Annotated in this window: 23 protein-coding genes; 19 read left to right on the top strand and 4 right to left on the bottom strand. The window is 42.3% G+C overall.

Going from position 1 to position 23648, the window contains the following annotated elements; all coding sequences use genetic code 11:
- The first annotated feature begins 138 nt into the window (after nucleotides 1-138).
- The 13 genes from lspA (at nucleotide 139) to H4683_RS02980 (ending at nucleotide 14241) form a co-directional block, all read left to right on the top strand.
- The gene (gene lspA / locus H4683_RS03040; protein WP_192597354.1) at nucleotides 139-615 is read left to right on the top strand and encodes a signal peptidase II; all 477 of its coding nucleotides are present in this window, start codon (nucleotides 139-141) and stop codon (nucleotides 613-615) included.
- Nucleotides 615-1541: an RluA family pseudouridine synthase gene (locus H4683_RS03035; protein ID WP_192597353.1), complete on the top strand. Its 927-nt coding sequence runs from the start codon at nucleotides 615-617 to the stop codon at nucleotides 1539-1541. The genes lspA and H4683_RS03035 overlap by 1 nt, the downstream gene beginning before the upstream one ends.
- Before the next feature lie 338 nt (nucleotides 1542-1879).
- Nucleotides 1880-2428 (top strand): bifunctional pyr operon transcriptional regulator/uracil phosphoribosyltransferase PyrR, encoded by a 549-nt coding sequence (gene pyrR / locus H4683_RS03030; RefSeq protein ID WP_192597352.1) that lies wholly within the window; start codon nucleotides 1880-1882, stop codon nucleotides 2426-2428.
- 28 nt (nucleotides 2429-2456) lie between these two features.
- Nucleotides 2457-3743, top strand: coding sequence for a solute carrier family 23 protein (locus H4683_RS03025; protein ID WP_192597351.1), 1287 nt, complete (start codon nucleotides 2457-2459; stop codon nucleotides 3741-3743).
- 147 nt (nucleotides 3744-3890) lie between these two features.
- Entirely contained in the window at nucleotides 3891-4769 is an 879-nt protein-coding gene (locus H4683_RS03020) for an aspartate carbamoyltransferase catalytic subunit (protein ID WP_192597350.1), read from the top strand.
- Nucleotide 4770: 1 nt separating this feature from the next.
- Complete coding sequence (locus tag H4683_RS03015; protein WP_192597349.1) at nucleotides 4771-6048, top strand: dihydroorotase; 1278 nt, start codon at nucleotides 4771-4773, stop codon at nucleotides 6046-6048.
- On the top strand, nucleotides 6048-7148 hold the full coding sequence (locus H4683_RS03010) for a carbamoyl phosphate synthase small subunit (protein ID WP_192597464.1): 1101 nt from the start codon (nucleotides 6048-6050) through the stop codon (nucleotides 7146-7148). The genes H4683_RS03015 and H4683_RS03010 overlap by 1 nt, the downstream gene beginning before the upstream one ends.
- Nucleotides 7141-10338, top strand: coding sequence for a carbamoyl-phosphate synthase large subunit (gene carB / locus H4683_RS03005; protein ID WP_192597348.1), 3198 nt, complete (start codon nucleotides 7141-7143; stop codon nucleotides 10336-10338). Before H4683_RS03010 ends, carB begins: the two co-directional genes overlap by 8 nt.
- On the top strand, nucleotides 10335-11111 hold the full coding sequence (locus H4683_RS03000; RefSeq protein ID WP_192597347.1) for a dihydroorotate dehydrogenase electron transfer subunit: 777 nt from the start codon (nucleotides 10335-10337) through the stop codon (nucleotides 11109-11111). Before carB ends, H4683_RS03000 begins: the two co-directional genes overlap by 4 nt.
- Nucleotides 11108-12022 carry a dihydroorotate dehydrogenase gene (locus H4683_RS02995; RefSeq protein ID WP_192597346.1) on the top strand — a complete coding sequence of 305 codons (915 nt, stop codon included), beginning with the start codon at nucleotides 11108-11110 and terminating at the stop codon, nucleotides 12020-12022. Before H4683_RS03000 ends, H4683_RS02995 begins: the two co-directional genes overlap by 4 nt.
- On the top strand, nucleotides 12019-12729 hold the full coding sequence (gene pyrF / locus H4683_RS02990; RefSeq protein WP_192597345.1) for an orotidine-5'-phosphate decarboxylase: 711 nt from the start codon (nucleotides 12019-12021) through the stop codon (nucleotides 12727-12729). Before H4683_RS02995 ends, pyrF begins: the two co-directional genes overlap by 4 nt.
- Nucleotides 12729-13361, top strand: a complete 633-nt coding sequence (gene pyrE / locus H4683_RS02985; protein ID WP_192597344.1) for an orotate phosphoribosyltransferase — start codon at nucleotides 12729-12731, stop codon at nucleotides 13359-13361. Before pyrF ends, pyrE begins: the two co-directional genes overlap by 1 nt.
- A gap of 229 nt (nucleotides 13362-13590) precedes the next feature.
- A complete protein-coding gene (locus H4683_RS02980; protein ID WP_192597343.1) occupies nucleotides 13591-14241 on the top strand; it encodes a hypothetical protein in 651 nt (216 codons plus the stop codon).
- A 172-nt stretch (nucleotides 14242-14413) separates the two neighbouring features.
- On the opposite strand, the gene H4683_RS22290 is transcribed toward H4683_RS02980, so the two are convergent.
- Together H4683_RS22290 and H4683_RS02970 are read right to left on the bottom strand one after the other, a co-directional pair.
- Nucleotides 14414-14518 (bottom strand): helix-turn-helix domain-containing protein, encoded by a 105-nt coding sequence (locus H4683_RS22290; protein ID WP_192597342.1) that lies wholly within the window; start codon nucleotides 14516-14518, stop codon nucleotides 14414-14416.
- A 67-nt stretch (nucleotides 14519-14585) separates the two neighbouring features.
- Entirely contained in the window at nucleotides 14586-15116 is a 531-nt protein-coding gene (locus H4683_RS02970) for a GNAT family N-acetyltransferase (protein ID WP_192597341.1), read from the bottom strand.
- A 295-nt stretch (nucleotides 15117-15411) separates the two neighbouring features.
- Here H4683_RS02970 and H4683_RS02965 point away from each other — a divergent pair, with 295 nt between their 5' ends.
- The 4 genes from H4683_RS02965 (at nucleotide 15412) to H4683_RS02950 (ending at nucleotide 19222) form a co-directional block, all read left to right on the top strand.
- Nucleotides 15412-15864, top strand: coding sequence for a GNAT family N-acetyltransferase (locus H4683_RS02965; RefSeq protein WP_192597340.1), 453 nt, complete (start codon nucleotides 15412-15414; stop codon nucleotides 15862-15864).
- Nucleotides 15865-16415: 551 nt separating this feature from the next.
- Complete coding sequence (locus H4683_RS02960) at nucleotides 16416-17687, top strand: S-layer homology domain-containing protein (protein ID WP_192597339.1); 1272 nt, start codon at nucleotides 16416-16418, stop codon at nucleotides 17685-17687.
- An 84-nt stretch (nucleotides 17688-17771) separates the two neighbouring features.
- Nucleotides 17772-18704, top strand: coding sequence for a hypothetical protein (locus H4683_RS02955; RefSeq protein WP_192597338.1), 933 nt, complete (start codon nucleotides 17772-17774; stop codon nucleotides 18702-18704).
- 329 nt (nucleotides 18705-19033) lie between these two features.
- Nucleotides 19034-19222, top strand: coding sequence for a hypothetical protein (locus tag H4683_RS02950; protein WP_192597337.1), 189 nt, complete (start codon nucleotides 19034-19036; stop codon nucleotides 19220-19222).
- 128 nt (nucleotides 19223-19350) lie between these two features.
- Here H4683_RS02950 and ccsA read toward each other — a convergent pair whose 3' ends face one another.
- Together ccsA and H4683_RS02940 are read right to left on the bottom strand one after the other, a co-directional pair.
- Entirely contained in the window at nucleotides 19351-20550 is a 1200-nt protein-coding gene (gene ccsA / locus H4683_RS02945) for a cytochrome c biogenesis protein CcsA (RefSeq protein ID WP_192597336.1), read from the bottom strand.
- Nucleotides 20551-20862: 312 nt separating this feature from the next.
- Nucleotides 20863-22554: an Rqc2 family fibronectin-binding protein gene (locus H4683_RS02940; protein ID WP_192597335.1), complete on the bottom strand. Its 1692-nt coding sequence runs from the start codon at nucleotides 22552-22554 to the stop codon at nucleotides 20863-20865.
- 155 nt (nucleotides 22555-22709) lie between these two features.
- Here H4683_RS02940 and gmk point away from each other — a divergent pair, with 155 nt between their 5' ends.
- Both gmk and rpoZ read left to right on the top strand, forming a co-directional pair.
- On the top strand, nucleotides 22710-23327 hold the full coding sequence (gene gmk, locus H4683_RS02935; protein WP_192597334.1) for a guanylate kinase: 618 nt from the start codon (nucleotides 22710-22712) through the stop codon (nucleotides 23325-23327).
- Between the two features lie 4 nt (nucleotides 23328-23331).
- Entirely contained in the window at nucleotides 23332-23556 is a 225-nt protein-coding gene (gene rpoZ, locus H4683_RS02930) for a DNA-directed RNA polymerase subunit omega (protein WP_192597333.1), read from the top strand.
- Nucleotides 23557-23648: the final 92 nt, after the last annotated feature.

Here is a 23648-nt window from a genome sequence, read left to right as displayed (position 1 = left end):
ATTGCAGCGGCTGGGGTAGTCTTTTTATAAGGCTTGCCGCAGCCGTTTTATCATAATGTTGATTTGGCGTTGAAATTCGGTCTTCAAGTTGTCAGTATGTTAAAATGAAACGTAATCTGTTGGACGGAGGTATTTGGATTGCTCATATATTACGGGGTGGCGGTTGTCGTCATCATTTTGGATCAGTTGACGAAATGGTTCGTCGTTAAAAACATGGAGCTCGATGAAAGAATTAGCGTTGTCGAGCCGTATTTCGGATTTCTTTCACACCGTAATAAAGGTGCTGCGTGGGGGATGCTTGAAGGACAAATGTGGTTGTTTTATATCGTAACAGTGTTTGTGGTCGTCGGCATTATTTACTTTTTCCATAAAGAAGCGAAAGGTCATCTGCTATTTGGACTAAGCCTCATGCTCTTGCTTGGAGGGGCGATTGGTAATTTCATCGACCGTATATGGCGCAAGGAAGTCGTCGATTTTATCGATGTCCTCATTCCGATCATCAACTACGATTTCCCTATTTTCAATGTGGCTGATGCGGCATTGACGGTTGGGGTGGTCTTGATTATCATTCATGTCATCATGGATGAAAAAAACAATAAGAAAAAGGTGTCCTAATGGAGAGATTTGAAATTGAAATAACGGAAGAGCAAGTTGGAAGTCGAATCGACAAAGCGTTGTCATCCATTAACTCAGAATGGTCACGCACACATATTCAGCACTGGTTGAAAGATGGCTTTGTGTTATTGGACGGAATACAAGTGAAACCGAATTATAAAGTAAAGCTGGGTGACATCGTGACTGTGGATGAACCTGAGCCAGTAGAACTCGACGTCATTGCGGAAGACCTTAATCTTGATATCGTTTATGAAGATAAAGATGTACTCGTTGTCAATAAACCACGCGGCATGGTCGTTCATCCAGCGCCAGGTCACCCAGGGGGAACAGTCGTTAATGGTCTAATGCACCATTGCACCGACCTATCCGGCATAAATGGTGTGTTGCGTCCAGGTATCGTCCATCGTATTGATAAAGATACAACTGGTCTTCTCATGGTCGCAAAAAATGATCAGGCACATGTCTCGCTTGTCAATCAGCTTGTTGAGAAATCTGTTACCCGGGTCTATACAGCCCTTGTACACGGCCATATTCCACATGATAACGGAACAATCGATGCACCGATTGGCCGTGATAAACGAGATCGTCAAAGCCAGGCAATTATCGATAAAGGGAAGCATGCCGTCACACATTTCAAAGTGCTTGAGCGCTATGGTGATTACACACTTGTTGAATGTAGGCTTGAAACGGGAAGAACCCATCAGATTCGTGTCCATATGAAATACATTGGCTATCCACTTGTTGGGGATCCAAAATATGGTCCGAAAAAGACGATTGAATTCGGCGGGCAAGTCTTGCATGCAGGGACAATTGGATTTGACCATCCTACAACAGGGGAATACTTAGAGTTCAATGCCCCTCTTCCGGAAGACTTCCAAGCGTTAGTCGGTAGAATGCGACAAAGCGTTGACAAAAAGGATGCATGAATTGTATACTGAACAAAGCAATTAAATAGCGATACCTTTAATAACAGTCCAGAGAGGCTGGGAAGGTTGCTCGGAAATACAAAGACTGCTGCGCGCAGTCCCTTTGTATAGTTTTTTCTGAACGTAAACCCTCCCGCCAATTATGGCAGGAGGGTTTTTATACTTGGGTCGGTGTCTAGACTCTAGGCGCCAACCCCTCGGGTCATATGGGAGGGATTGAACTTCATCCCTCCTTGCCGTTTTGCTGTGGTGGCTGGAGTACACCTCCTCGCAAACCATCTTATGCCTGTCGGGGCTGAACGGCGCCTTGCGCTTTTCTTATATTGACAAAGGAGGTTATGAAGTTGACGGAAAAGGCCAATATTCTCGATGAACAAGCAATTGGCAGAGCGATTACTCGAATTGCACATGAAATCATCGAACGTAACAAAGGGATTGAGGAATGCATTCTTGTAGGTATAAAAACAAGAGGCTCCCATCTTGCAGAACGACTTGCAAAAAAGATTGAACAGATTGAAGGGACACCGATTTTAATAGGTGAACTTGATATTACCTTATACCGGGATGACCTGATGTTGAAATATGATAGCAATGAACCACTCGTCCAACAAGTAGACATTAAACATGACGTGACGGACAAGAAAGTAATCCTTGTAGATGACGTCCTTTACACAGGAAGAACAGTACGCGCGGCGATGGATGCCGTCATGGACCTTGGTAGACCAGCAACAATCCAACTTGCCGTACTAGTTGACCGAGGGCATCGGGAACTTCCTATCCGGCCAGACTTCGTCGGAAAGAATATCCCAACATCTAGCGATGAGCGGGTAGTCGTTAGTTTAAAAGAAACAGACGATAAAGATAGCGTATCGATCCATTCAAAATAAAGTAAACGACGCAAGGAGGAAAATGAAGATGAGTGAAAAAGTATTAGATGTACATGAAAAACCAACAGTAGACAGATGGCTTATACTCAGCTTGCAGCATATGTTCGCGATGATTGGCGCAACGATATTAGTTCCCCAACTTGTCGGATTAAGCCCAGCAATTGCTCTTTTGACAAGTGGTATCGCAACAATCGTCTTCGTACTTGTGACACGCTTTCAAGTGCCTGCGTACTTAGGTTCTTCATTTGCCTTTATCATTCCGATTCAAATTGCTACTAAAACTGGCGGGATTGGCAGTGCAATGATTGGAAGCATGTTCGTCGCGCTTGTCTACGGAATTGTGTCCTTGCTTATTTGGAAGACTGGCCCTAATTGGATTATGAAAGTACTGCCACCAATCGTCGTGGCCCCCGTGATCATGGTCATCGGGTTGGCCGTTGCCCCAGTTGCAGTTGAGATGGCAAGTACCATCAAAGTAGACGGTAAAGCAGTTTATAATTTGCTACACTTTTCAGCTGCAATGGTGACATTGGCAGCAGCCATCATCTGCCTCATGTTTTTCAGAGGAGTTATCAGTCTGATGCCTGTTTTAATAGGGATTATTGTCGGTTACATATACTCCGGTTTTATAGGAATCTTGGATTTCACAAAAGTGAAGAAAGCGGATTGGATTGAAATACCAAATTTCTTATTACCGGGAGTAGACTATGAATTCATCATAACGCCGACCCTGTTAGTCATCATGGTTCCGATTGCAATCGTTACGATTTCCGAGCATATCGGACACCAGCTTGTTCTTGGGCGTGTCGTAGAAAAGGATTTCATCAAAGATCCAGGCTTGAATCGGTCGTTGTTAGGAGATGGGCTTGGTACCTTGATCAGTGGTCTATTGGGAGGGCCGCCTAAGACGACATATGGAGAAAATATCGGTGTAATGGCAATTACAAGAATATACAGTGTCTATGTCATCGTAGGCGCAGCGGTGTTTGCGATTCTGTTTTCCTTCATCGGAAAAATGATGGCGGTTATCCAGACCATTCCGACAGCAGTACTTGGTGGTATCTCGATCTTATTGTTTGGGATTATCGCATCTTCAGGATTGCGCATGCTTGTTGATCATAAAGTCGACTTTGGCAATCAACGCAATCTCGTCATTGCATCCGTTATATTAGTCGTTGGAATCGGTGGAGCAACAATCAAATTCAGTGAAACCTTCGAAATTGGAGGAATGGCGCTCGCCGCAATCATCGGTGTTGTACTCAACTTGGTACTACCAGGAAGAACAAACGAAAGTTTGATTGATAAAACTGAATAACAGACCTTTTAACACTGCCCTGAGAGGCGGGGAAAGGTTCGTTTGGTATCTATTCTTCATACGTTTTGGAGGGATATGGATGACCAGCTTAAACGAGCCTTTCCGCTTATCGGGAAGGCTTTTACTTAATTAAGGGGGATTATCTGGATGAAGCATCTTGTATCTATGAAACAGTTAACAGAAGCAGAAATCATGGGGATTTTGGATCGGGCAGACGTTTTTAAGAAATACGGAATACGAGAATTGCCCGGGAAATATTTTGTCAGCAATTTGTTTTTCGAACCAAGTACACGGACGAAAATGAGCTTTGAAATGGCGGAGCGGCAACTTGGTCTTGATGTATTGCCGTTCGAAGCTAGTTTTTCAAGCGTATTAAAGGGTGAGACCCTGTATGATACGGTGAAAACACTGGAAGCAATCGGCATCAATGCGCTTGTCATCCGACACCTTGAGGATAATTATTACGACCAATTAATCAATCGGACAAGCGTATCGATTATTAATGGAGGGGATGGTTCAGGCCAACACCCGACACAATCGCTGCTAGATTTGTTCACAATCAGAGAGGAATTTGGCTCATTCAAAGGATTGAATGTCCTTATTGCAGGAGACATTGACCATAGCCGTGTAGCTCGCTCCAATGCAGATGCACTGAAGAAATTAGGAGCGAATGTGACGTTTCTCTGCCCAACTGAATGGGCAGGCGAATTCGATAGTGTCAGCGAGTGGGATGAAGTGATTGGGCAAAGTGATGTAGTTATGTTGCTGCGTGTCCAGCATGAAAGGCATGAAGAGGAATCGGTTTTCACGAACAATAGTTATCACGAACAATTTGGTCTAACAGAGACTCGCGCGAAGATGATGAAAGAACATGCAATTATCATGCACCCTGGACCTTTTAATCGGGGCGTTGAATTGGCAGACAGTCTTATAGAATGCTCACAATCAAGGATCTTCAAGCAAATGGAAAATGGCGTATTTATACGGGCAGCAGTGCTAGAAGCAGTATTGAAAGGGAGGAATTGACATGGAGAAAATCATTCAAGGGGTACAGACGCTAAACGCTGAAGGTGAACTAATCACAACGGATGTGAAAATTACAGGGGATAAAGTTTCGAGCATCGGTGAAAATTTGGAGGAAGGGGATGCTGAACTAATTGAAGGACGAGGGTTGTTCCTTGCACCAGGTTTCATAGATGTCCATGTTCACCTTCGTGAGCCAGGGGGCGAGCATAAGGAGACGATTGAAAGTGGAACGCGAGCAGCAGCAAAAGGCGGTTATACAACAATCTGTTCAATGCCAAACACTCGTCCAGTACCAGATACGAAAGAAAATCTAACCTTTATCAATGACTTGATTGAGAAAAATGCACTCATCCGTGTACTTCCTTACGCATCAATCACAATCCGCGAAGCGGGTAAAGAACGGACTAATCTTGCGGAGTTGAAAGAACATGGCGCATTCGCATTTACTGACGATGGTGTGGGTGTGCAACAGGCAGGGATGATGTACGAAGCGATGCAAGATGCAGCTAAAATTGGCATGCCGATTGTCGCGCATTGTGAAGATAATACGCTCATTTACGGCGGTGCAATGCATGAGGGGAAACGAAATAAAGAGCTCGGCTTACCTGGTATCCCTTCAATTGCAGAATCCGTACATATCGCTCGTGATATCCTGCTCGCTGAAGCTGCGGGTGCCCATTATCATGTTTGCCACGTCAGTACGAAGGAATCGGTTCGTGTTATCCGTGATGCAAAGAAAGCAGGCGTCCACGTCACAGCAGAAGTAAGTCCGCATCATCTGCTACTGTCAGAAGATGATATCCCAAATGACAATGCGGATTGGAAGATGAACCCACCACTGCGTGGAAAAGAAGACCTCCATGCGCTCCGAGAGGGTTTGCTTGATGGTACGCTTGACGTCATCGCTACGGATCATGCACCTCATACCGCAGAAGAAAAAGCGGTTGGCATGCAAAGGGCACCATTCGGCATTACGGGATTTGAAACAGCATTCCCCCTTCTCTATACGAATTTCGTGAAAGAAGGCACATGGACATTGCAACAGCTCATCGATTGGATGACGAAGAAACCAGCCGATGTATTCGGCTTACCTTATGGGAAAATCGAAGTCGGTGCTGTAGCAGATCTGGTATTGATTGATTTGACTAAAGAACAGGAAATCAATCGGACGACATTTGTTTCAAAAGGAAAGAACACACCATTTAATGGGTGGAAATGCACGGGCTGGCCTGTGAAAACGATTTACGGTGGAAAAGTAGTTTGGGAGGATGGCCAATGATGAAAAAACGAATGCTCATTTTAGAAGACGGCACGATTTTTGAAGGGATTGCATTTGGTTCTGATACAGCTTCAATCGGAGAAACAGTTTTCACAACCGGCATGACTGGGTACCAGGAAACGATTTCAAATCCATCTGGTTGTGGACAGATTATCGTCATGACTTATCCACTCATCGGCAACTACGGCATTAACCGAGATGATTATGAATCAATCGAACTTACGGCAAGCGGCATTGTTGTCCGTGAACTATCGGATGAACCGTCAAATTTCCGTAGCGGCATGACACTTTGTGAACTACTTACATTGAAAGGTATTCCAGGAATCCAGGAAATCGATACACGGAAATTGACACGGGTTTTACGTGAAAAAGGTCCGTTGAAAGGGATGTTGACCGCGGTTAATGAAGAAGTGGATAGTCAGGAGAAAATTGCCCAACTGCAATCCTACATATTACCTACAGACTTAGTTGCGCGTGTGTCGACGAAAAAACCCTATCCAAGCCCAGGCCGAGGAGAGCGTGTAGTTCTCATCGATTACGGCATGAAGCATGGTATTTTACGCGAACTGAACAAGCGGGATTGCGACGTTATCGTAGTTCCTTACACAACTTCGACAAAAGAAATTCTTGCGTTATTCCCAGACGGCATCGTTCTTTCAAGCGGACCGGGTAATCCCGAAGACGTCGAAGGGGCAGTCGAAACCATCAAAGAATTAGTAGGTAAAGCCCCAATCTTCGGTATTGGGCTTGGACATCAGTTATTTGCCCTTGCATGCGGTGCACGCACATTAAAACTGAAGAACGGTCATTACGGCGGTAATTATCCAGTGAAAGACTTAACTTCAGGACGCACCGAATTAACAGTTCAATGCCATGGCTATGCAGTCGATGAGGCGTCAATAGAAGGCACAGGACTTGAAGTAACGCATAAAGCACTGAATGATGGCATCGTCGAAGGTGTGCGAAGTACAGTTTATGATGCTTTTTCCGTCCAGTTCCATCCAGAAGGTTCACCTGGGCCCGAAGATTCGAATCACTTGTTTGATAGGTTTACTGATTTAATGAAAACAAGCAACAGGGAGGAGAATATCAATGCCTAAACGTCAAGATATTGAAACTATTTTAGTTATCGGATCAGGTCCTATTGTCATCGGACAGGCAGCAGAATTCGACTATGCCGGAACGCAAGCCTGTCTTTCATTAAAAGAAGAGGGCTACCGCGTCATCCTTATCAACTCCAACCCAGCAACGATTATGACAGACACTGAAATCGCAGACAAAGTGTATATTGAACCGCTCACACTCGATTTCGTCAGCCGCATTATTCGTAAAGAACGTCCGGACGCACTCCTTCCGACGCTTGGCGGACAAACGGGTTTGAATATGGCAATCGAACTTCATGAATCAGGTATTTTGGATGAACTTGGCATTGAAATTCTTGGCACAAAGCTTCATGCAATCCATCAAGCGGAAGACCGAGACTTGTTCCGGACGTTGATGAATGAAATGGGAGAACCTGTTCCAGAAAGTGATATTATCCATAACCTCGAAGAAGCCCATGCATTTGTCGCTAAAATCGGGTACCCTGTCATCGTGCGTCCTGCATTCACAATGGGCGGCACAGGCGGCGGTATTTGTCATACTGATAAGGAACTTGAAGAGATTGTTACAGGTGGTTTGAAATACAGTCCAGTAACTCAATGTCTATTGGAAAAATCGATTGCGGGTTTCAAGGAAATTGAATATGAAGTGATGCGCGATTCGGCGGATAATGCAATTGTTGTCTGTAATATGGAGAACGTCGATGCTGTTGGGATCCATACGGGTGATTCAATTGTCGCAGCTCCATGCCAAACGCTTTCGGACCGTGAAAATCAGATGCTACGAAATGTGTCGTTGAGAATAATCCGTGAGCTGAAAATTGAGGGTGGATGTAACGTTCAACTGGCACTTGATCCGCATAGTTTTAATTACTACATCATTGAAGTGAACCCACGTGTCAGCCGATCATCTGCATTGGCATCGAAAGCGACAGGCTATCCGATTGCCAAACTCGCAGCGAAAATCGCAGTCGGCCTAACGCTCGACGAAATGATGAACCCGGTCACAGGCACGACGTATGCTTGTTTCGAGCCAACACTCGACTATATCGTGACGAAAATTCCACGCTGGCCGTTCGATAAATTCGAATCCGCAAAACGGAATCTTGGAACGCAAATGAAAGCGACGGGCGAAGTAATGGCAATGGGTCGCACATTCGAAGAGTCAATCCTAAAAGCAGTACGTTCACTTGAAACAGGTCAATTCGGCTTATCATTGAAAAATGGTAGCGAGATGACGGATGAATGGATTGAGAAGCGCATCCGACGTGCGGGAGATGAACGTCTATTCTTCATCGGCGAAGCATTCCGAAGAGGGGTGAGCGTCGAAACGGTCAATGATTGGAGTCAGATTGACGTCTTTTTCCTGCGCAAGCTTCAAAAAATCGTTCAGTTCGAACAAGTATTGCAAGCGAATCCGTTTGACTTCGCAACTTTACGCAAGGCAAAACGGATGGGCTTTGCTGATATAACCGTCGCGAAATTATGGAATTCGGACGAACGTACGATATATGACTGGCGCAAAGAGCGAGGTCTCATCCCGGTTTATAAAAAAGTTGACACATGTGCGGGTGAATATGAATCGGATACACCTTATTTTTACGGCACATATGAAGATGAAAATGAATCCGTTAAATCAGCTAAGAAAAGTGTTGTTGTCTTAGGTTCAGGGCCGATTCGAATCGGACAAGGCGTCGAGTTTGACTACGCAACAGTACATTCCGTCTGGGCGATTCAAGAAGCAGGCTACGAAGCAATCATCGTTAATAATAACCCTGAAACGGTTTCGACAGACTTCTCGATTTCGGACAAACTTTACTTTGAACCGCTCACAATCGAGGATGTCATGCATATCATCGATCTTGAACAGCCAGAAGGTGTCATCGTCCAATTTGGTGGTCAAACGGCCATTAACTTGGCGGCAGGACTTGAAGCACGCGGCGTGAAAATTTTAGGGACTTCTCTTGAAGATATCGACCGTGCAGAGAATCGCAATAAGTTTGAAAGTGCATTGCGTGACATTGGCATCCCACAACCACTTGGAAAAACAGCCGTCTCTGTACCAGAAGCAGTCGTCATTGCCAATGAAATCGGTTATCCCGTTCTCGTTAGACCTTCCTATGTTCTTGGTGGGCGCGCGATGGAAATTGTCTACCTTGAAGAAGAGTTGCTTCACTATATGGAGCATGCAGTCGAAGCAAGTCCAGACCACCCCATCCTTGTCGATCGCTATTTGACAGGTACTGAAATCGAAGTAGACGCAATTTGCGATGGAGAAAATGTTTTAATACCAGGCATCATGGAACATATCGAACGCGCAGGTGTTCACTCGGGTGACTCGATTGCCGTGTACCCACCACAAAATTTATCGGAAAGCCAAATGTCGACAATTGTCGATTACACAACTCGGCTCGCAAAAGGCCTTGGTATTATTGGGTTGCTCAATATCCAGTACGTCATTTCAGAAGGCCAAGTGTATGTGATTGAGGTGAATCCACGTTCAAGCCGTACAGTGCCGTTCTTGAGTAAAATCACCAACATTCCGATGGCTAACATCGCGACGAAGGCGATTCTTGGACAATCCATTACAGAACAGGGCTATGGAACGGGGCTTGCAATCGCACCAGCTGGCGTTTATGTGAAAGTACCGGTGTTTTCATTCGCGAAATTGCGCCGTGTCGACATTACGCTCGGACCTGAGATGAAGTCGACGGGTGAAGTTATGGGGAAAGATACGACGCTCGAAAAAGCACTGTACAAAGGTCTAGTAGCCGCCGGAATGGAAATAAAAGAATATGGTTCTGTGTTGATGACTGTGGCGGATAAAGACAAGGAAGAAATGGTCGGCATCGCTCAACGCTTCACCAACATCGGCTACCACATTCTGGCGACAGAAGGTACGGCGCGTGTGTTGAAGGAAGCTGGGATTCCGGTCAAACTGGTCGATAAAATTGGCTCGGAAGGACCGACACTTCTTGATGTCATTCAAAAAGGCGAAGCGCAAGTCGTCATCAATACGTTAACAAAAGGAAAGCAGCCGGAACGCGATGGCTTTAGAATTCGACGTGATTCGGTTGAGAATGGCATTCCTTGTTTCACTTCCTTGGATACGGCTGATGCCATGCTCCGCGTTATCGAATCGATGACATTCCAGACGGAGGAAATGTCCAAACAGGAGGTACGTGTATGATCATTCAGGACCGAATGAAGGTCATTAAACAACGACAGGTTGCGAAAAATAACTTTGAGATGAAGCTGTCGGGAAAATTGGTCGGGGAAATTACTTCCCCCGGCCAGTTTGTCCACATCCGAGTGGCAGATTCATTTGAACCCTTGTTAAGACGCCCGATTTCCATCGCTTCTATCGACAAAGAAGCCGGTGAAATGACAATCATTTATCGTGCGGAAGGTCGCGGAACGACAATCTTGTCAGAGAGACGGGTTGGTGATGAAGTCGACGTACTGGGTCCACTTGGAAATGGCTTTCCTGTTGATGAAACAGCGGAGGGAGAAACGGCTATTTTGATTGGCGGCGGTATTGGTGTTCCACCACTCTATGAACTATCGAAACAATTGACGGCAAAAGGCGTGAAGTGTGTGCATGTATTGGGGTTCCAATCGGCGGACGTCGTCTTTTATGAAGATGAATTCAAAGTTCTTGGAGAAACACATATCGTTACAGTTGACGGAACGCATGGAACGAAGGGTTTTGTAACGACGGTCATGGAGAAACTAGGTGACGATTTCGCGACCTATTACAGTTGCGGACCAATGCCGATGTTGAACGCTGTGGAAACGATGTACGCTGGCAAAAAAGGGTTCTTATCATTCGAACAGCGTATGGGCTGCGGAATTGGCGCTTGTTTCGCCTGTGTTTGTCAAACGACGGAAGGGACGGAAAAAGCATACGTTAAAGTATGTTCAGATGGTCCAGTCTTCCCAGCGGGGGTGGTGGCGATATGAACAGACTTTCGGTTGATTTACCTGGCTTGCAGTTAAAAAATCCAATCATGCCGGCATCTGGTTGTTTTGGATTTGGAAAAGAGTATGGTAATCTTTACGATTTATCGCTTCTTGGTGCGATTATGATCAAGGCAACAACACTTGAAATGAGACTCGGTAATCCAACGCCACGTGTTGCAGAAACGGCATCAGGTATGCTCAATGCAATCGGCCTACAAAATCCAGGTTTGCAAGGTGTACTTGATAGAGAGCTCCCTTGGCTCGAACAATTTGATGTGCCCATCATTGCAAATGTTGCCGGGACAGAAACAGCAGATTATGTAGAAGTAGCGAAAATGATTTCGGCTGCACCAAACGTCAAGGCGCTTGAACTGAATATATCTTGTCCAAACGTTAAATGCGGCGGGATTACATTCGGTACGGATCCGGAAATCGCAAAAGAGTTAACAAAAGCTGTGAAAGCAGTTTCGGAAGTACCTGTTTATGTGAAATTATCACCGAATGTGACGGATATAACTGCGATTGCCAGAGCTGTTGAAGCGGGGGGAGCGGACGGCATTACGATGATTAATACACTTGTAGGCATGCGACTTGATCAGAGAACGGGTCGACCAATCATTGCAAACGGTACAGGTGGATTATCGGGACCAGCTGTAAAACCGGTCGCAATACGAATGGTCTACGAAGTAAGTAAAGCGGTCAATATTCCAATCATCGGAATGGGTGGAATTGCAGAAACAGCGGATGTCATCGAGTTCCTTTCTGCGGGTGCAAGTGCAGTCGCAGTCGGAACAGCGAATTTCGTCAATCCGTTCATCTGTCCAACGATTATTAAAGAGTTGCCAGCTAAGCTGGATGAGTTGGGCATTAATCATATTTCTGAATTGATAGGAAGGAGCCATCGTCTATGAAAACAGCACCGATTATCGCGCTTGATTTTGATTCTGCGGAAAAAACGTTCGAGTTTCTCAAGGCATTTGAAGGCGACGTCAATGTCAAAGTGGGTATGCAACTTTATTACAAAGAAGGACCTGCAATTGTCGCTCGATTGAAAGAATTGGGTTATGATATTTTTCTTGATTTGAAATTGCATGACATTCCGAACACGGTGCAATCTGCGATGGAAGTGCTCGCGGGATTCGGTGTGGATCTTATCAACGTCCATGCGGCGGGCGGGAAGACAATGATGGAGGCGGCACTTGAAGGACTAGACAAAGGGACAACTTCAGGACTCGTTCGTCCATCATTGATTGGCGTAACACAACTAACATCGACGGATGAACAACAAGTTCGTTCAGAGCAACTAATTGACGGTTCGTTACAGGATTCTGTTCTTCATTATGCGAAGCTAACAAAGGATGCTGGACTTGATGGTGTCGTTTGTTCGGTCCATGAAGCGGCAGTGATTTCACATGTTTGTGGGAACGAGTTCTTCAAAGTGACGCCGGGCATTCGCCTCGCGGACGGTGGAATGCATGATCAAAAACGGATTGCGACGCCTGAAGAAGCACGGCTAGCAGGTTCGACACATATCGTTGTTGGACGAGCGATTACGGGAGCGGCTGATCCACGCGCTGCATATGAACATATCAATTCGCGTTGGAAGGGGACGAAATAATGACTGAGAAAAAAGAAATTGCGAAAATCCTATTGAACGTTGGAGCAGTGGCATTAAGTCCAGATGAGCCATTCACATGGGCTTCGGGAATTGAATCACCGATTTACTGTGATAATCGTTTGACAATGTCAGATCCAGTTGGAAGGAAACAAATCGCGGAAGGTCTTGCGGATCTAATCCGTGAAAACTATCCTGAAACGACGGTAATCGCCGGAACTGCGACAGCTGGGATCCCTCACGCGGCATGGGTTGCAGATATTCTGGGCTTGCCAATGGTGTACATCCGTTCGAAGGCAAAAGGACATGGACGCAGCCGTCAGATTGAAGGGAAAGTTGCTGATACAGATAAAGCGGTCATTATCGAAGACCTTATCTCGACAGGCGGTAGTAGTTTGAATGCAGCACAAGCGCTACGTTCCGAAGGCGTCGAAGTAACAGGCGTTGTTGCAATCTTTACATACGAACTCAAAAGCGCCGATGAAGCCTTTGCAACGGAAGGCTTATCATACAGTAGTTTAACCAATTTTGGAGCGCTCACAGAGGCGGCGAAAGATAGCGGAGCAATCAGCGAAGCATCGATTACAAGTTTGCTGGACTGGCATGGCAAGTTGAAGGCGGGTTTGTTGAAATAAGTTTCGTGAATAAGAAAATTATTAGAATGAGTTGCTTCGGCAGCTCATTTTGTTTATACAATCGGCGTTTAGTTGAGATAACAATACAAATTTTATAAAAAGGGAACTTGTGGGTTTCGCGTAAATGAGTAAAAGATAGAAAAATGAAACCTTTTAGTTTTTATAACGTATTATAATTTACATAAGATAATAACTTTAACATTAGACAAATTATCAGGGGGGGATTAGCATGTATAATAAACAAATCAAAAAAAAAGGAGGCATCTTATTCTTGATTAGCTCGTGTTTTCTGTTTGCGGGCTGTTCGGAGGAAAATCCTGAACACCAAGAAGAAGTGATTGTTTCATCAGAAGATAAAAATATAGAAGCAGTCCAAGCTGTTCTTGAATCGGAGTTTACAGTTCCGAACGAAGAATATTTGGTTATTGTCAAAAATATCGATAAAAAAATGACCGAAATAGGCAGCCACACACCTGAAGCAAATGAAGTAAATGGAGGCGAAGAGTCGGGGGTCTCAGACGAATGGCGTGCCTACGTGGACTTAGTGAAAAAAACGTATGGACCTTACTTTACGGATAATGCTTTTGATACCCTTATTTCTACTGTTATTGCTTTTAAATATCATTATGGATATTTAGGCTTTTACGAAAATGTTAGATACGAAATGAAAGTTAGTGATATACAAGTAACTAAAAGTGAGAATATTAACACTCCCAAGTTTTATGACTTTACCGCTCAGGTAGAATATACGAATAATGCAGGTGAAGTTTCACAACACGAAGTAAAAGGTACGGCAATTCTTTCAGAACCAGGAAAAATTGGGAAATTTGAAATACGGGATGATGGTGGTTTAAGAGAACAAGTTCAGTCAGACCGATAATAACAACAAAATATTAAAATTTTGTACTGCCTTCGGGTGGTGCGTTTTACTCAGTTTGTTGGAAATGGAAAATTGATTAAAATATAGATTTTTAAAATACCTTGTTGCACATTGGGAGCATTATGTGTCGCATATGAAAGGTACAAATGGGTATATAAAAAGAACTTGCGGATCACTCCGTTTGCTCTTTTTCTAATATCAAAATATCACTGATTTCACAATTCAATGCAACGCATATCTTCGCTAAATTATCGAGAGGTGTAGGTAATCGGGCCATTCAGCGCGAAATCGATAAAATAGAAAGCAGCCTATACTTCATTGAAGTATAGGCAGGAAGAATCAAGTCAATCTGTTCTTAATTTAGAATAAATAGTAAGATCAATAAACTTTCCTTTCGATCTTTCAGATTGTCTCAGTGTCCCCTCGAATATAAAGTTCAACTTTCGTAAAAGTTTTATAGAATTTACGTTTTCGGGTTCTACTTTTGCTTCGATTCTATTTAGTTCTAGGGATGTGAATGCATAGTCTAACAAAGAATAGATGGCTTCTGTAGCATATCCTCTACCCCAAAATGCTCTGGCAATATCATATCCAATTTCTGCTTTAGCATTTTCAAAGTCTAAGGAATTATAACCACAAGAACCGATAATTTCATTAGATTCTAATTCAATTATGGTGAACCGAGCTGCTTTGTTATCCTGAGACAATTCATTAAGGAGATTAATCATATCTTTTGCTTGGTTTTCATCAGTGAAACTACTGATATTCATAAATTTAGTAACATCTGGGTCAGACCAAATAGTAAACAAGCTAGACGAATCCGACTCCTTCATCTTCCTTAAATATAATCGCTCAGTGTGTAGTTCTGTAATCAATACTCTTACCTCCATTATATTTATATAGTCGGATTAAAGATATTGATATCTGCGCATAGTTCAGTCCCTTCAAATTTCCAGTTAGTTTTATTATACTTGATAGAGGGAATAAAAGGTTGAACAAAACGATGATTATTTAACCACTAAGGCAGTTGACAATGAACCTAAATGTATCGTTTTCAATTCGTTTATTTCACTAACTGGAGCAATAATCGAATAAAGGGAGCATTTTTTTTACAAATCAGAACAGCCCTTATCGAGCAGTTAAATCGATTAAATTAGAAGGAGAATAGCGTTGATAAAAAAAGTGGATATTACTAATTTTAATTCGGCTAGGGAAATAATAAGCATTCAAATACCTTCGTATAATGTGGAGGCGGAGTTGATTGACTTTCAAGATATACCGCCACTAAAAGATACGATTGAAACATTGCAACAATGTGGTGAAACGTTCTACGGTTATTATCTGAATGATGAGTTATGCGGGGCGATTTCCTTAAAAGTTGAAAATGGTATCATTGATATCCACAGGTTAATGGTACATCCAAAACATTTCAGGAAAGGAATTGCCGGTATGTTATTGGAATATATTGAAGGTATCAACGAAGATAGTGAAACGATTGTAGTATCCACTGGTTCCAAAAATGAACCGGCAATAAATTTATACAAAAGAAATGGTTTTTCGAGCACAGGAGAGACAAGAGTGGCAGAGCATCTATCGTTGACTTCTTTTATAAAGAAAATTTAACTTCATTCAACAGAGTTCTCCTACTTCAATCAGTAGCGGGATAAATGCAAAATAGGCATTCTATTCAATGGGTGTTAAACACCTGCTGGATCCCGCTAAGATCGCCAAAGTAGGAAGGCATATTAAATTCGCTGCATCGAGCGAGCGGCAACAAGAAGGAATGAAGTTCAATCCCACTTTCCTAAGTGATTAATATCTTATTGACCTAAAATCTGGACGCAAATACGTGACGTCGCGTACATTGTTTCTGATATAATTGAAATTTTACTTTATTCAAGGTGGATTGTTTTGAGTAGCAGAACTAAAAGAATAAGTAGGAATTTTGTTGAAATAGTTTTATGAATAAGGAGTTTCTTGAAATGAATTGCTCTGGCAGCTCATTTTGTTTATTAAATTATGAAGTTTCATTCATTAAAGTACTAAGATTTTCATAGTTGAATGGACAAAGATCCATTACAAATGGTATGCTTTAATTTACATTTAATTGGATATGAATAATGATTTGAGTGGTTTTTATTCATTTCGCATAAGTTGAGAGGATTGTTATATGTATGAAAAAAATACAAACACTGTTATTCGTTCTATTAGTAATGGTAGCTTTTCCGGACTCTTATTCAATCGTATTAGCAACTACTGATTCAGCAGCTAAGGAGGGAACTCAGCTTCAGCATGTTAAGTCAGTAGATATCACGACTGATGCGAAGTTTACGGATATTTCAAATGACTATTGGGCGAAAAATGAAATTATGCAGCTTGTGGACATGGGGATTATGACGGGTTATCGCGATATGCAGTTCCGTCCGGATTTGTCAATGACAGTCGGAGAGGCGGCACAAATTTTTACCGATGCGTTAAAGTTACAAGAAGTGGCATATGAGCCGGTTTTCAAAGATGTGAAAAGTGATTCAAACTACCAGGCTGCTGTTATGGCAACCTATAAAGCGGCTATTTTCACTGGTGATAAGAATGGTGTTTTTGGTGTAGACAATCCTTTAACGCGTGAACAACTGACGTCTGCACTCGTGCATGCATTTAATCTGAAAAACAATGAAATGATAGATTGGTCAAATATCAGTCCAATAGCCAAAGAAACAGCTGGAACTGTTCCGCAGCTCGGAATTAGAACAATTGTACAAAATAGCTTATTCAAATCGGAAACAACGGTTGACCGCGCTACTTTTGCAGTTATTTTGCATCGAATGCTTGCAGAGGCTGGAACAATTGAAACAACGAAAAATTATGAGTTGACTAATTTCGAGCTGTCAACTAACTTTATTTCGCTTCAATCGGATGTGAACTTAGTTAAAGTGTCATTTGATGAGCATCCTATTTATTTAAGATCGGCAGAAACGATATTATTTACGAATCATACGAGAATCGATAATTCATTTTCAAGAGATAATATTTACATATATAAGGTCGGCGAAAAAGGTGCAACAATTGAGTTAACGGTCCGCTCATTTGATAATGGGGATTACTTCTTATTTTCAAAAATCGATAATCCTTCTAGATCAGCAATAACAGTGGATGTGATTCAAAAGGAAGACGAAGTCGATTCATTTAACCTATACCGTTATGACCGCTATACTATTAAGCGCAGTTCCCAAGATGTTTTCGGTAGTGACACAACGTCCTATCCGACTGGCTTGTTACGTTTTGTAAAGCAGGACGGAATGGTTAAGGATCGTATGGTTGGGCAGTCGTACCTATCGAAACAGTTATCATTAGAATATCCGAATGATGGATATAGCTATATGCGTCAATTACTTGATGAAAAAGTGGCGCTTTCATATGCTCAAATTGGACCTACTTTACTTTCCTAGCATACGTTGAAGTCAAAGGGGACCGACATTGTAGATCAATGGTATTTGAATGCTGAAGATCAGTTATTTGAGAATGACGTGCATATGGAAAACTGGTTACTTGAATCTGCTCAAAACTATAAAAAACGTAATAAATGGTATACAGCGAGTGGTCCATTCAATAAAATGGCGACAACGACAGAACCTATGCCAGAAACAGGACAAGGGTATGGACGAAATCTACTCCTAGTAAAAGAGGATCGTGCATTAGTTTTATATAATCAGCAAAAGGATCGCTATTTTGAAAACTTAATTTATAACTCTTTTGTTAACTTGAAAAATTTCAAAGAGGATAAAACATATTGGGAAACAGAGGTAACCAGCACATATTTGAAAGATTTATATGAAATTACAGCACCATTCATTGATACACGATTTAATGAACAAATCGCACTATTTTATTATAATAGTGGAGCTGATTTCGGAATTGAAAATGCAAAGGAGCCGTTACGTAATTATGCGGATCTACTTGTGTCACAAAAAGAAAAAGGCAATTTTATTCCCGTGAATGGCGGTTCCTACTACATCTCGGACTACTTTCCGATTGTGCAGGATGTAAAGACACATGCCTCGATGAATCACGTGTTAGGTGGTATGAATATTTTACTGATTGCTTACAATGAGTTTCAGGACGAGAAATATTTAGATGCAGCGCGCGCTATCCAAACTGCAATCGCAACGGAGAAACAGGATTGGATTCGTGATAACGGCGATATCTGGTATCGTATTTCCCCATTGCATGATTACAAAGGTGATGATTATAAACATCTAACTTTAGAAGATTTAATCAATTCCTATAAGCTATGGCAAGATATCGACCCAACGTATTTGCCGTTACTTGAAGAAATGATTGCTTCAAAAGCATCATATCTATCCAATGAAAACCTTGGCTATACAACGAAAATAAAAAATGGTTTGCAAGATATTGGCTTATCGCAGTATCTTCCGAAAGGGAAAGAACAAACGGATGCATTATAACAAATAGGGGCTGCCGCTTTGTCGAATAATCGACTTGCAGGCAGCCCTATTTTTTATTTCGTAGAGGAGAATAAGGAGAACTTTATTGGATGAAATTTTGCATAACTAAAAGCGACAAAGCATGTGAGGTAGGATATGCTTATGATGAGGTTAAAAAGTCTGTGAGTGTTATTACACTGCTAATTTTTATGCAACTGCTTATAGAGCAAACTTAAGTAAAGCTGCTCAAGAGTATTTGAGAAACGCTCAAAGTGTTATTGTTTACGGGAACTGGAGCGGAGGAATTTTTGGTTCTGTATTAGGATATTAATAGTTAAGGAGGATTTTTTATGAGAAAGTATATCCTACTTTCTATATCAGTGTTCATGATGGGGATGGCAATTTGGGGTATTTCTACCGTTGTGAACACTGATAAAAGTTCATCCACTGTATGGGCTACTTGGAGTATCATATTTGGCTCCATCGCAATGTCCCTTATATCGTTAATTTATGCTATTTGGGCATTTAAAAAGAAATGAATGTACTTAATATTAAAGTGAAATCAAAAATGCTATCCCCTGTTGAAATTGGAATAGCATTTTTGATATTCTTACTTTCATGTTCGATATTTTTAACAGCTAGGTCCACTCACAGGAGCTGCTCACCATCATGCATATGAATGTAATCCGGAAATGATTAGGTTTACGAAGACTTGGTTGAAAATAATAATTCCGAAACCTATAATTGCCATCCAAGCCGTACGTTCTCCTTCCCATCCTTTGCCGAACCTCAGATGTAGCATTGCGGCATAGAACAAGAAGGTGATAAGAGCCCAAATTTCTTTCGGATCCCAGCCCCAGAAGCGACTCCAGGCAAATTGTGCCCAAATCATAGCGAATATCAGTCCGCCGAGTGCGAACAAAGGAAACCCGATGACGACTGCACGATAGGTTATTTCGTCCATCGAGTTCGCATTTACTTTATGAGTAAGTGGTTTTAGCAGCGAGATGATTGTCCGCCTTGTCAGCAGACGAATCAGAATATAGAGCACAGTCCCCACGAAAAATGACCACAGGATTGTATTCAATTTCAGTGAATCAATTGCGTTAGGGATTTCAATAAGGCCATTTTGTTTATCGACCATCTCTTGAACATTGTTATCCTCTACTAAAACAACGATGGAGTCTTTAGGAACGGTAATAGCCGGTAGTTTATATTTATAAATCTCCATCTTTGATTCGCGATTTTCAAATTGAAGGTCTTTACTATAACCTGTTGCGCTAAAAGTACTTGTCACTGTGATGAAGCCCACTACGATGACCATGAAATACATGACCAGCTCCAAAAAGAATGTTTTCATGCTTTTTTGAACGGGATTGACTGTTTTCAAAAGGTAGATGATGGCTGTAACAAAGGATATGGATAAAATCGCACTAGAAAAAGCAACTGTTAGGACATGTATCGTTAGCCAATTACTTTGTAACGCCGGAATCAGTGGAGTAACATCCTTCGAAAAAGCGTTTGCGTAACCTAGAATCAGCAATGCGATTGGAAGAGCGAAAAGTCCAATGACCGTTTGGTGATATAGATAATACATAATTAGGAAACTACCGACGAGCATAATACCAAAGAACGTCATGAATTCGTACAGATTACTGACCGGTGCATGTCCGGCTGCAACCCATCTTGTTATAAAATAAACAAGTTGTAAAATAAAACCTATCCAAGTTAATGATATTCCTAAGATTGAGAACATTTTCTTTTTCGAATTCACGGATAGACCTAAGGGAATCATTGCGATTAGGTAGATGAAGAAAGAAATATATAGTGCGGTACTGCTTAGACCGATTAATGAACTTGAAGACATAAGTACACTCCTATTTACGTATTTTTATCCATACATGGACAGATTCGGTTTTAATAGCGAATAATAGCCTTCATATAAATGAAAAACCTAATTATATAATTCTCCCTTGAAAACCAATTGAAACCAGTATAGCATTGACGAATTGTACTAGGGGCTCAATTTTACGACAATTATGTGACTTGGAATGAATGGCGAGAGAATAAGAAGTCCCCTCAAATTAAAGGTAGTTCATTGTAAGTATGCAATCGATTGATTTGAACCTCTAATAAAGAAAAAAGCTATCCCACAAATCACATGTGGAATAGCTTTTTGTCATTTCTTCATTGTCCTAACAATATCCTCATCCGGTGTGACGAACATCGTCTTCTGCTCAAAATAAATAACAAAACCGGGTTTTGAACCATTGGGTTTTTTCACATGCCGAACTTCAGTGTAGTCGACTGGTACGGAGGAAGATCCGCGCGCCTTGCTGAAATAGGCGGACAGGACCGCTGCTTCCCGAATTGTTTCTTCGTCCGGATTCGCATCGTGGATGACGACATGTGAGCCAGGAATGTCTTTTGTATGAAGCCATGTTTGATCACGTGATGCAATCTTAAATGTTAAATAATCGTTCTGTTTATTGTTCTTGCCGACAGAAATCTTCACACCAGCAGAAGAGATATAGGATTCGGGAGCTGGTTTCTTCGGTTTGCTTTTCTTTTTTAACTTCCGCGCTTTCAAGAAGCCTAATTCCGCGAGCTCTTCACGTATTTCCTCGATATCTTCAGGGGAAGCTTGCATAACCTGCTGTTTAACCATTTCGAAATAAGCGATATCATCCACTGTTTTTTCAAGCTGTTCCGCAAGCATGATCAACGCGGTTTTCGCCTTCGAATACCTGGAATAATAACGCTGCGCATTGTCATTCGGCGATTTGCGTGGATCGAGTGGAATGGTCATCGTCGTTCCTTCCTCATAATAATTGTCAACGACCGCTTCTTTCGCGCCTTTTTGCACGGCATGGATATTAGCGGTAAGTAATTCGCCATATAATCGAAGTGTATCCAATTTCCCAGCAGTTTCCCGTTCTTTCACAAGTTTTTTCATTTTTAGATTGAGCTTTGCAATTTCATTGTCAAGCCAGCGTTCGAGATCCGCCGCCTGTGATTTCACTCGTTCCCGCTCCGCACGTGCAAAATACACTTTATCCAGCAGGTTTCCGAGTAAATTAAATTCGGCAACCGTCTTGTCAACATAGGTAAGCGCCGTTGCGGAGAACACTGTTTTCGTGCCGTTCGCCGAAATGTTTGGTGCAGAATCGATTCCTTTGAATGAATAAAGGAATAATGTAAACACTGTAAATGCTTCATCCGCGGAACTTCCGCGTAATCGGTAAAGAAGTTCGTCCGCATTGATCGGTGAAAATCCTGTCAACGTATCGACGATATCGCGGGAACTTTCAAATTGCGGGAGAAGTGTAGCGAATGCATCCTCTGACAAGGAAAATGGATCAGTTTTGTCTTGCGGTGGTGCAGATATGAATGGCTGCCCTGGCATGACTGTGCGATAACTGTTAACGGATGGAGGCAAATGCTTCATGCTGTCGATGATTAAATCACGATCGGGGTCAACGAGCAGCAGGTTACTATGCCTTCCCATGATTTCCACGTAAATTTTTCGATTGATGTCGTCACCAATTTCATTTTTCGCGCGGATGTCCATCGTGATGATTCGGTCCATGCCATATTGATTGATGGAAGTAATTTTGCCGCCTTCGAGATGTTTGCGCAAAACCATACAAAACATCGGTGGTTCGGAAGGATTCGTAATCGCTTCCTCCGTCAGCTGGATCCGTGAATAGGATGGGTGGATTGAAATGAGCAGCTTTTGATTTTTACCGTCTGCTCGAATAAGAAACACAACTTCCTGTGCGTTAGGCTGATGGATTTTGGAAATGCGTCCATTCTTTAAAACTTGCAATTCCTGTACCATCGCCGTTGTGAATAAACCGTCAAATGCCATTTGGATTCCTCTTTCAATTCGTTTTGTCCCATTTTAGCACTACGCGCACTCGATATGATACAATAAGAACAGATTGTTAGGATGAAATTAATTGAGCCGGTCGAATTGTACCTACGCTCTATTGCCAATCAGATTAGAATAAGAAGAGGGATTGTATGTACAAACAACGTGGGCTTTTGATTGTCCTATCCGGTCCTTCCGGTGTAGGAAAAGGGACGGTTAGAAAAGAGCTTTTTACACAGCCGGACACCAACTACGAATATTCCATATCGATGACGACGAGAAGTCCGCGTGAAGGCGAAGTGGATGGCTCCGATTATTTTTTTAAATCGAGAGATGGATTCGAGCGACTTATCGAAGAAGGAAAACTGCTAGAATACGCCGAGTACGTCGGCAATTATTATGGTACACCGCTTGATTATGTGAATGCGACACTTGATGCTGGGAGAGATGTGTTCCTTGAAATAGAAGTTGTTGGAGCGGCACAAGTACGTGCTAAAGTTCCTGACGGGCTATTCATCTTCCTTGCGCCGCCAAGCCTTTCTGAACTTGAAAGTCGTCTTGTTGGTAGAGGAACGGAAAAAGCAGATGTTATTGCATCACGGATTTCCAAAGCACGTGAGGAACTTGAAATGATGAATTTATACGATTATGTCGTCGAAAATGATGAAGTAACAAATGCATGCGATCGCATCAATGCAATTGTCACTGCAGAACATTGTCGTCGGGAACGTGTGGAAAAACGCTATTTAACTATGCTGAAAGGGGAATGATATTATGTTGAAGCCATCAATCGATTCATTGAAAGATAAAATTGATTCCAAATACACACTTGTAACAATCGCTTCGAAACGTGCACGTGAAATGCAAGAAGGAGGAAACTATCTTCTTTCTTCTTACAAATCGAAAAAAAACGTTGGGAAAGCGCTTGAAGAAGTTGCTGCAGGAGCACTTAAGAAACGTAAGCAGGACGATTCAATCGTCTATGAAGACGAAGTTTAATTCATTTCAGTTATGCCATTAAAATAGTTCAATACGATACTCCCTTAGAAACGAGTTTTTCTTTGGGAGTTTGTCATTTTAGAAAGGAAGAG

This window comes from Sporosarcina limicola (genome assembly GCF_014873855.1).
Classification (GTDB): domain Bacteria; phylum Bacillota; class Bacilli; order Bacillales_A; family Planococcaceae; genus Sporosarcina; species Sporosarcina limicola.
Note: the sequence above shows the minus strand (reverse complement) of the source record. Positions and strands in the feature narration are given on the sequence as shown.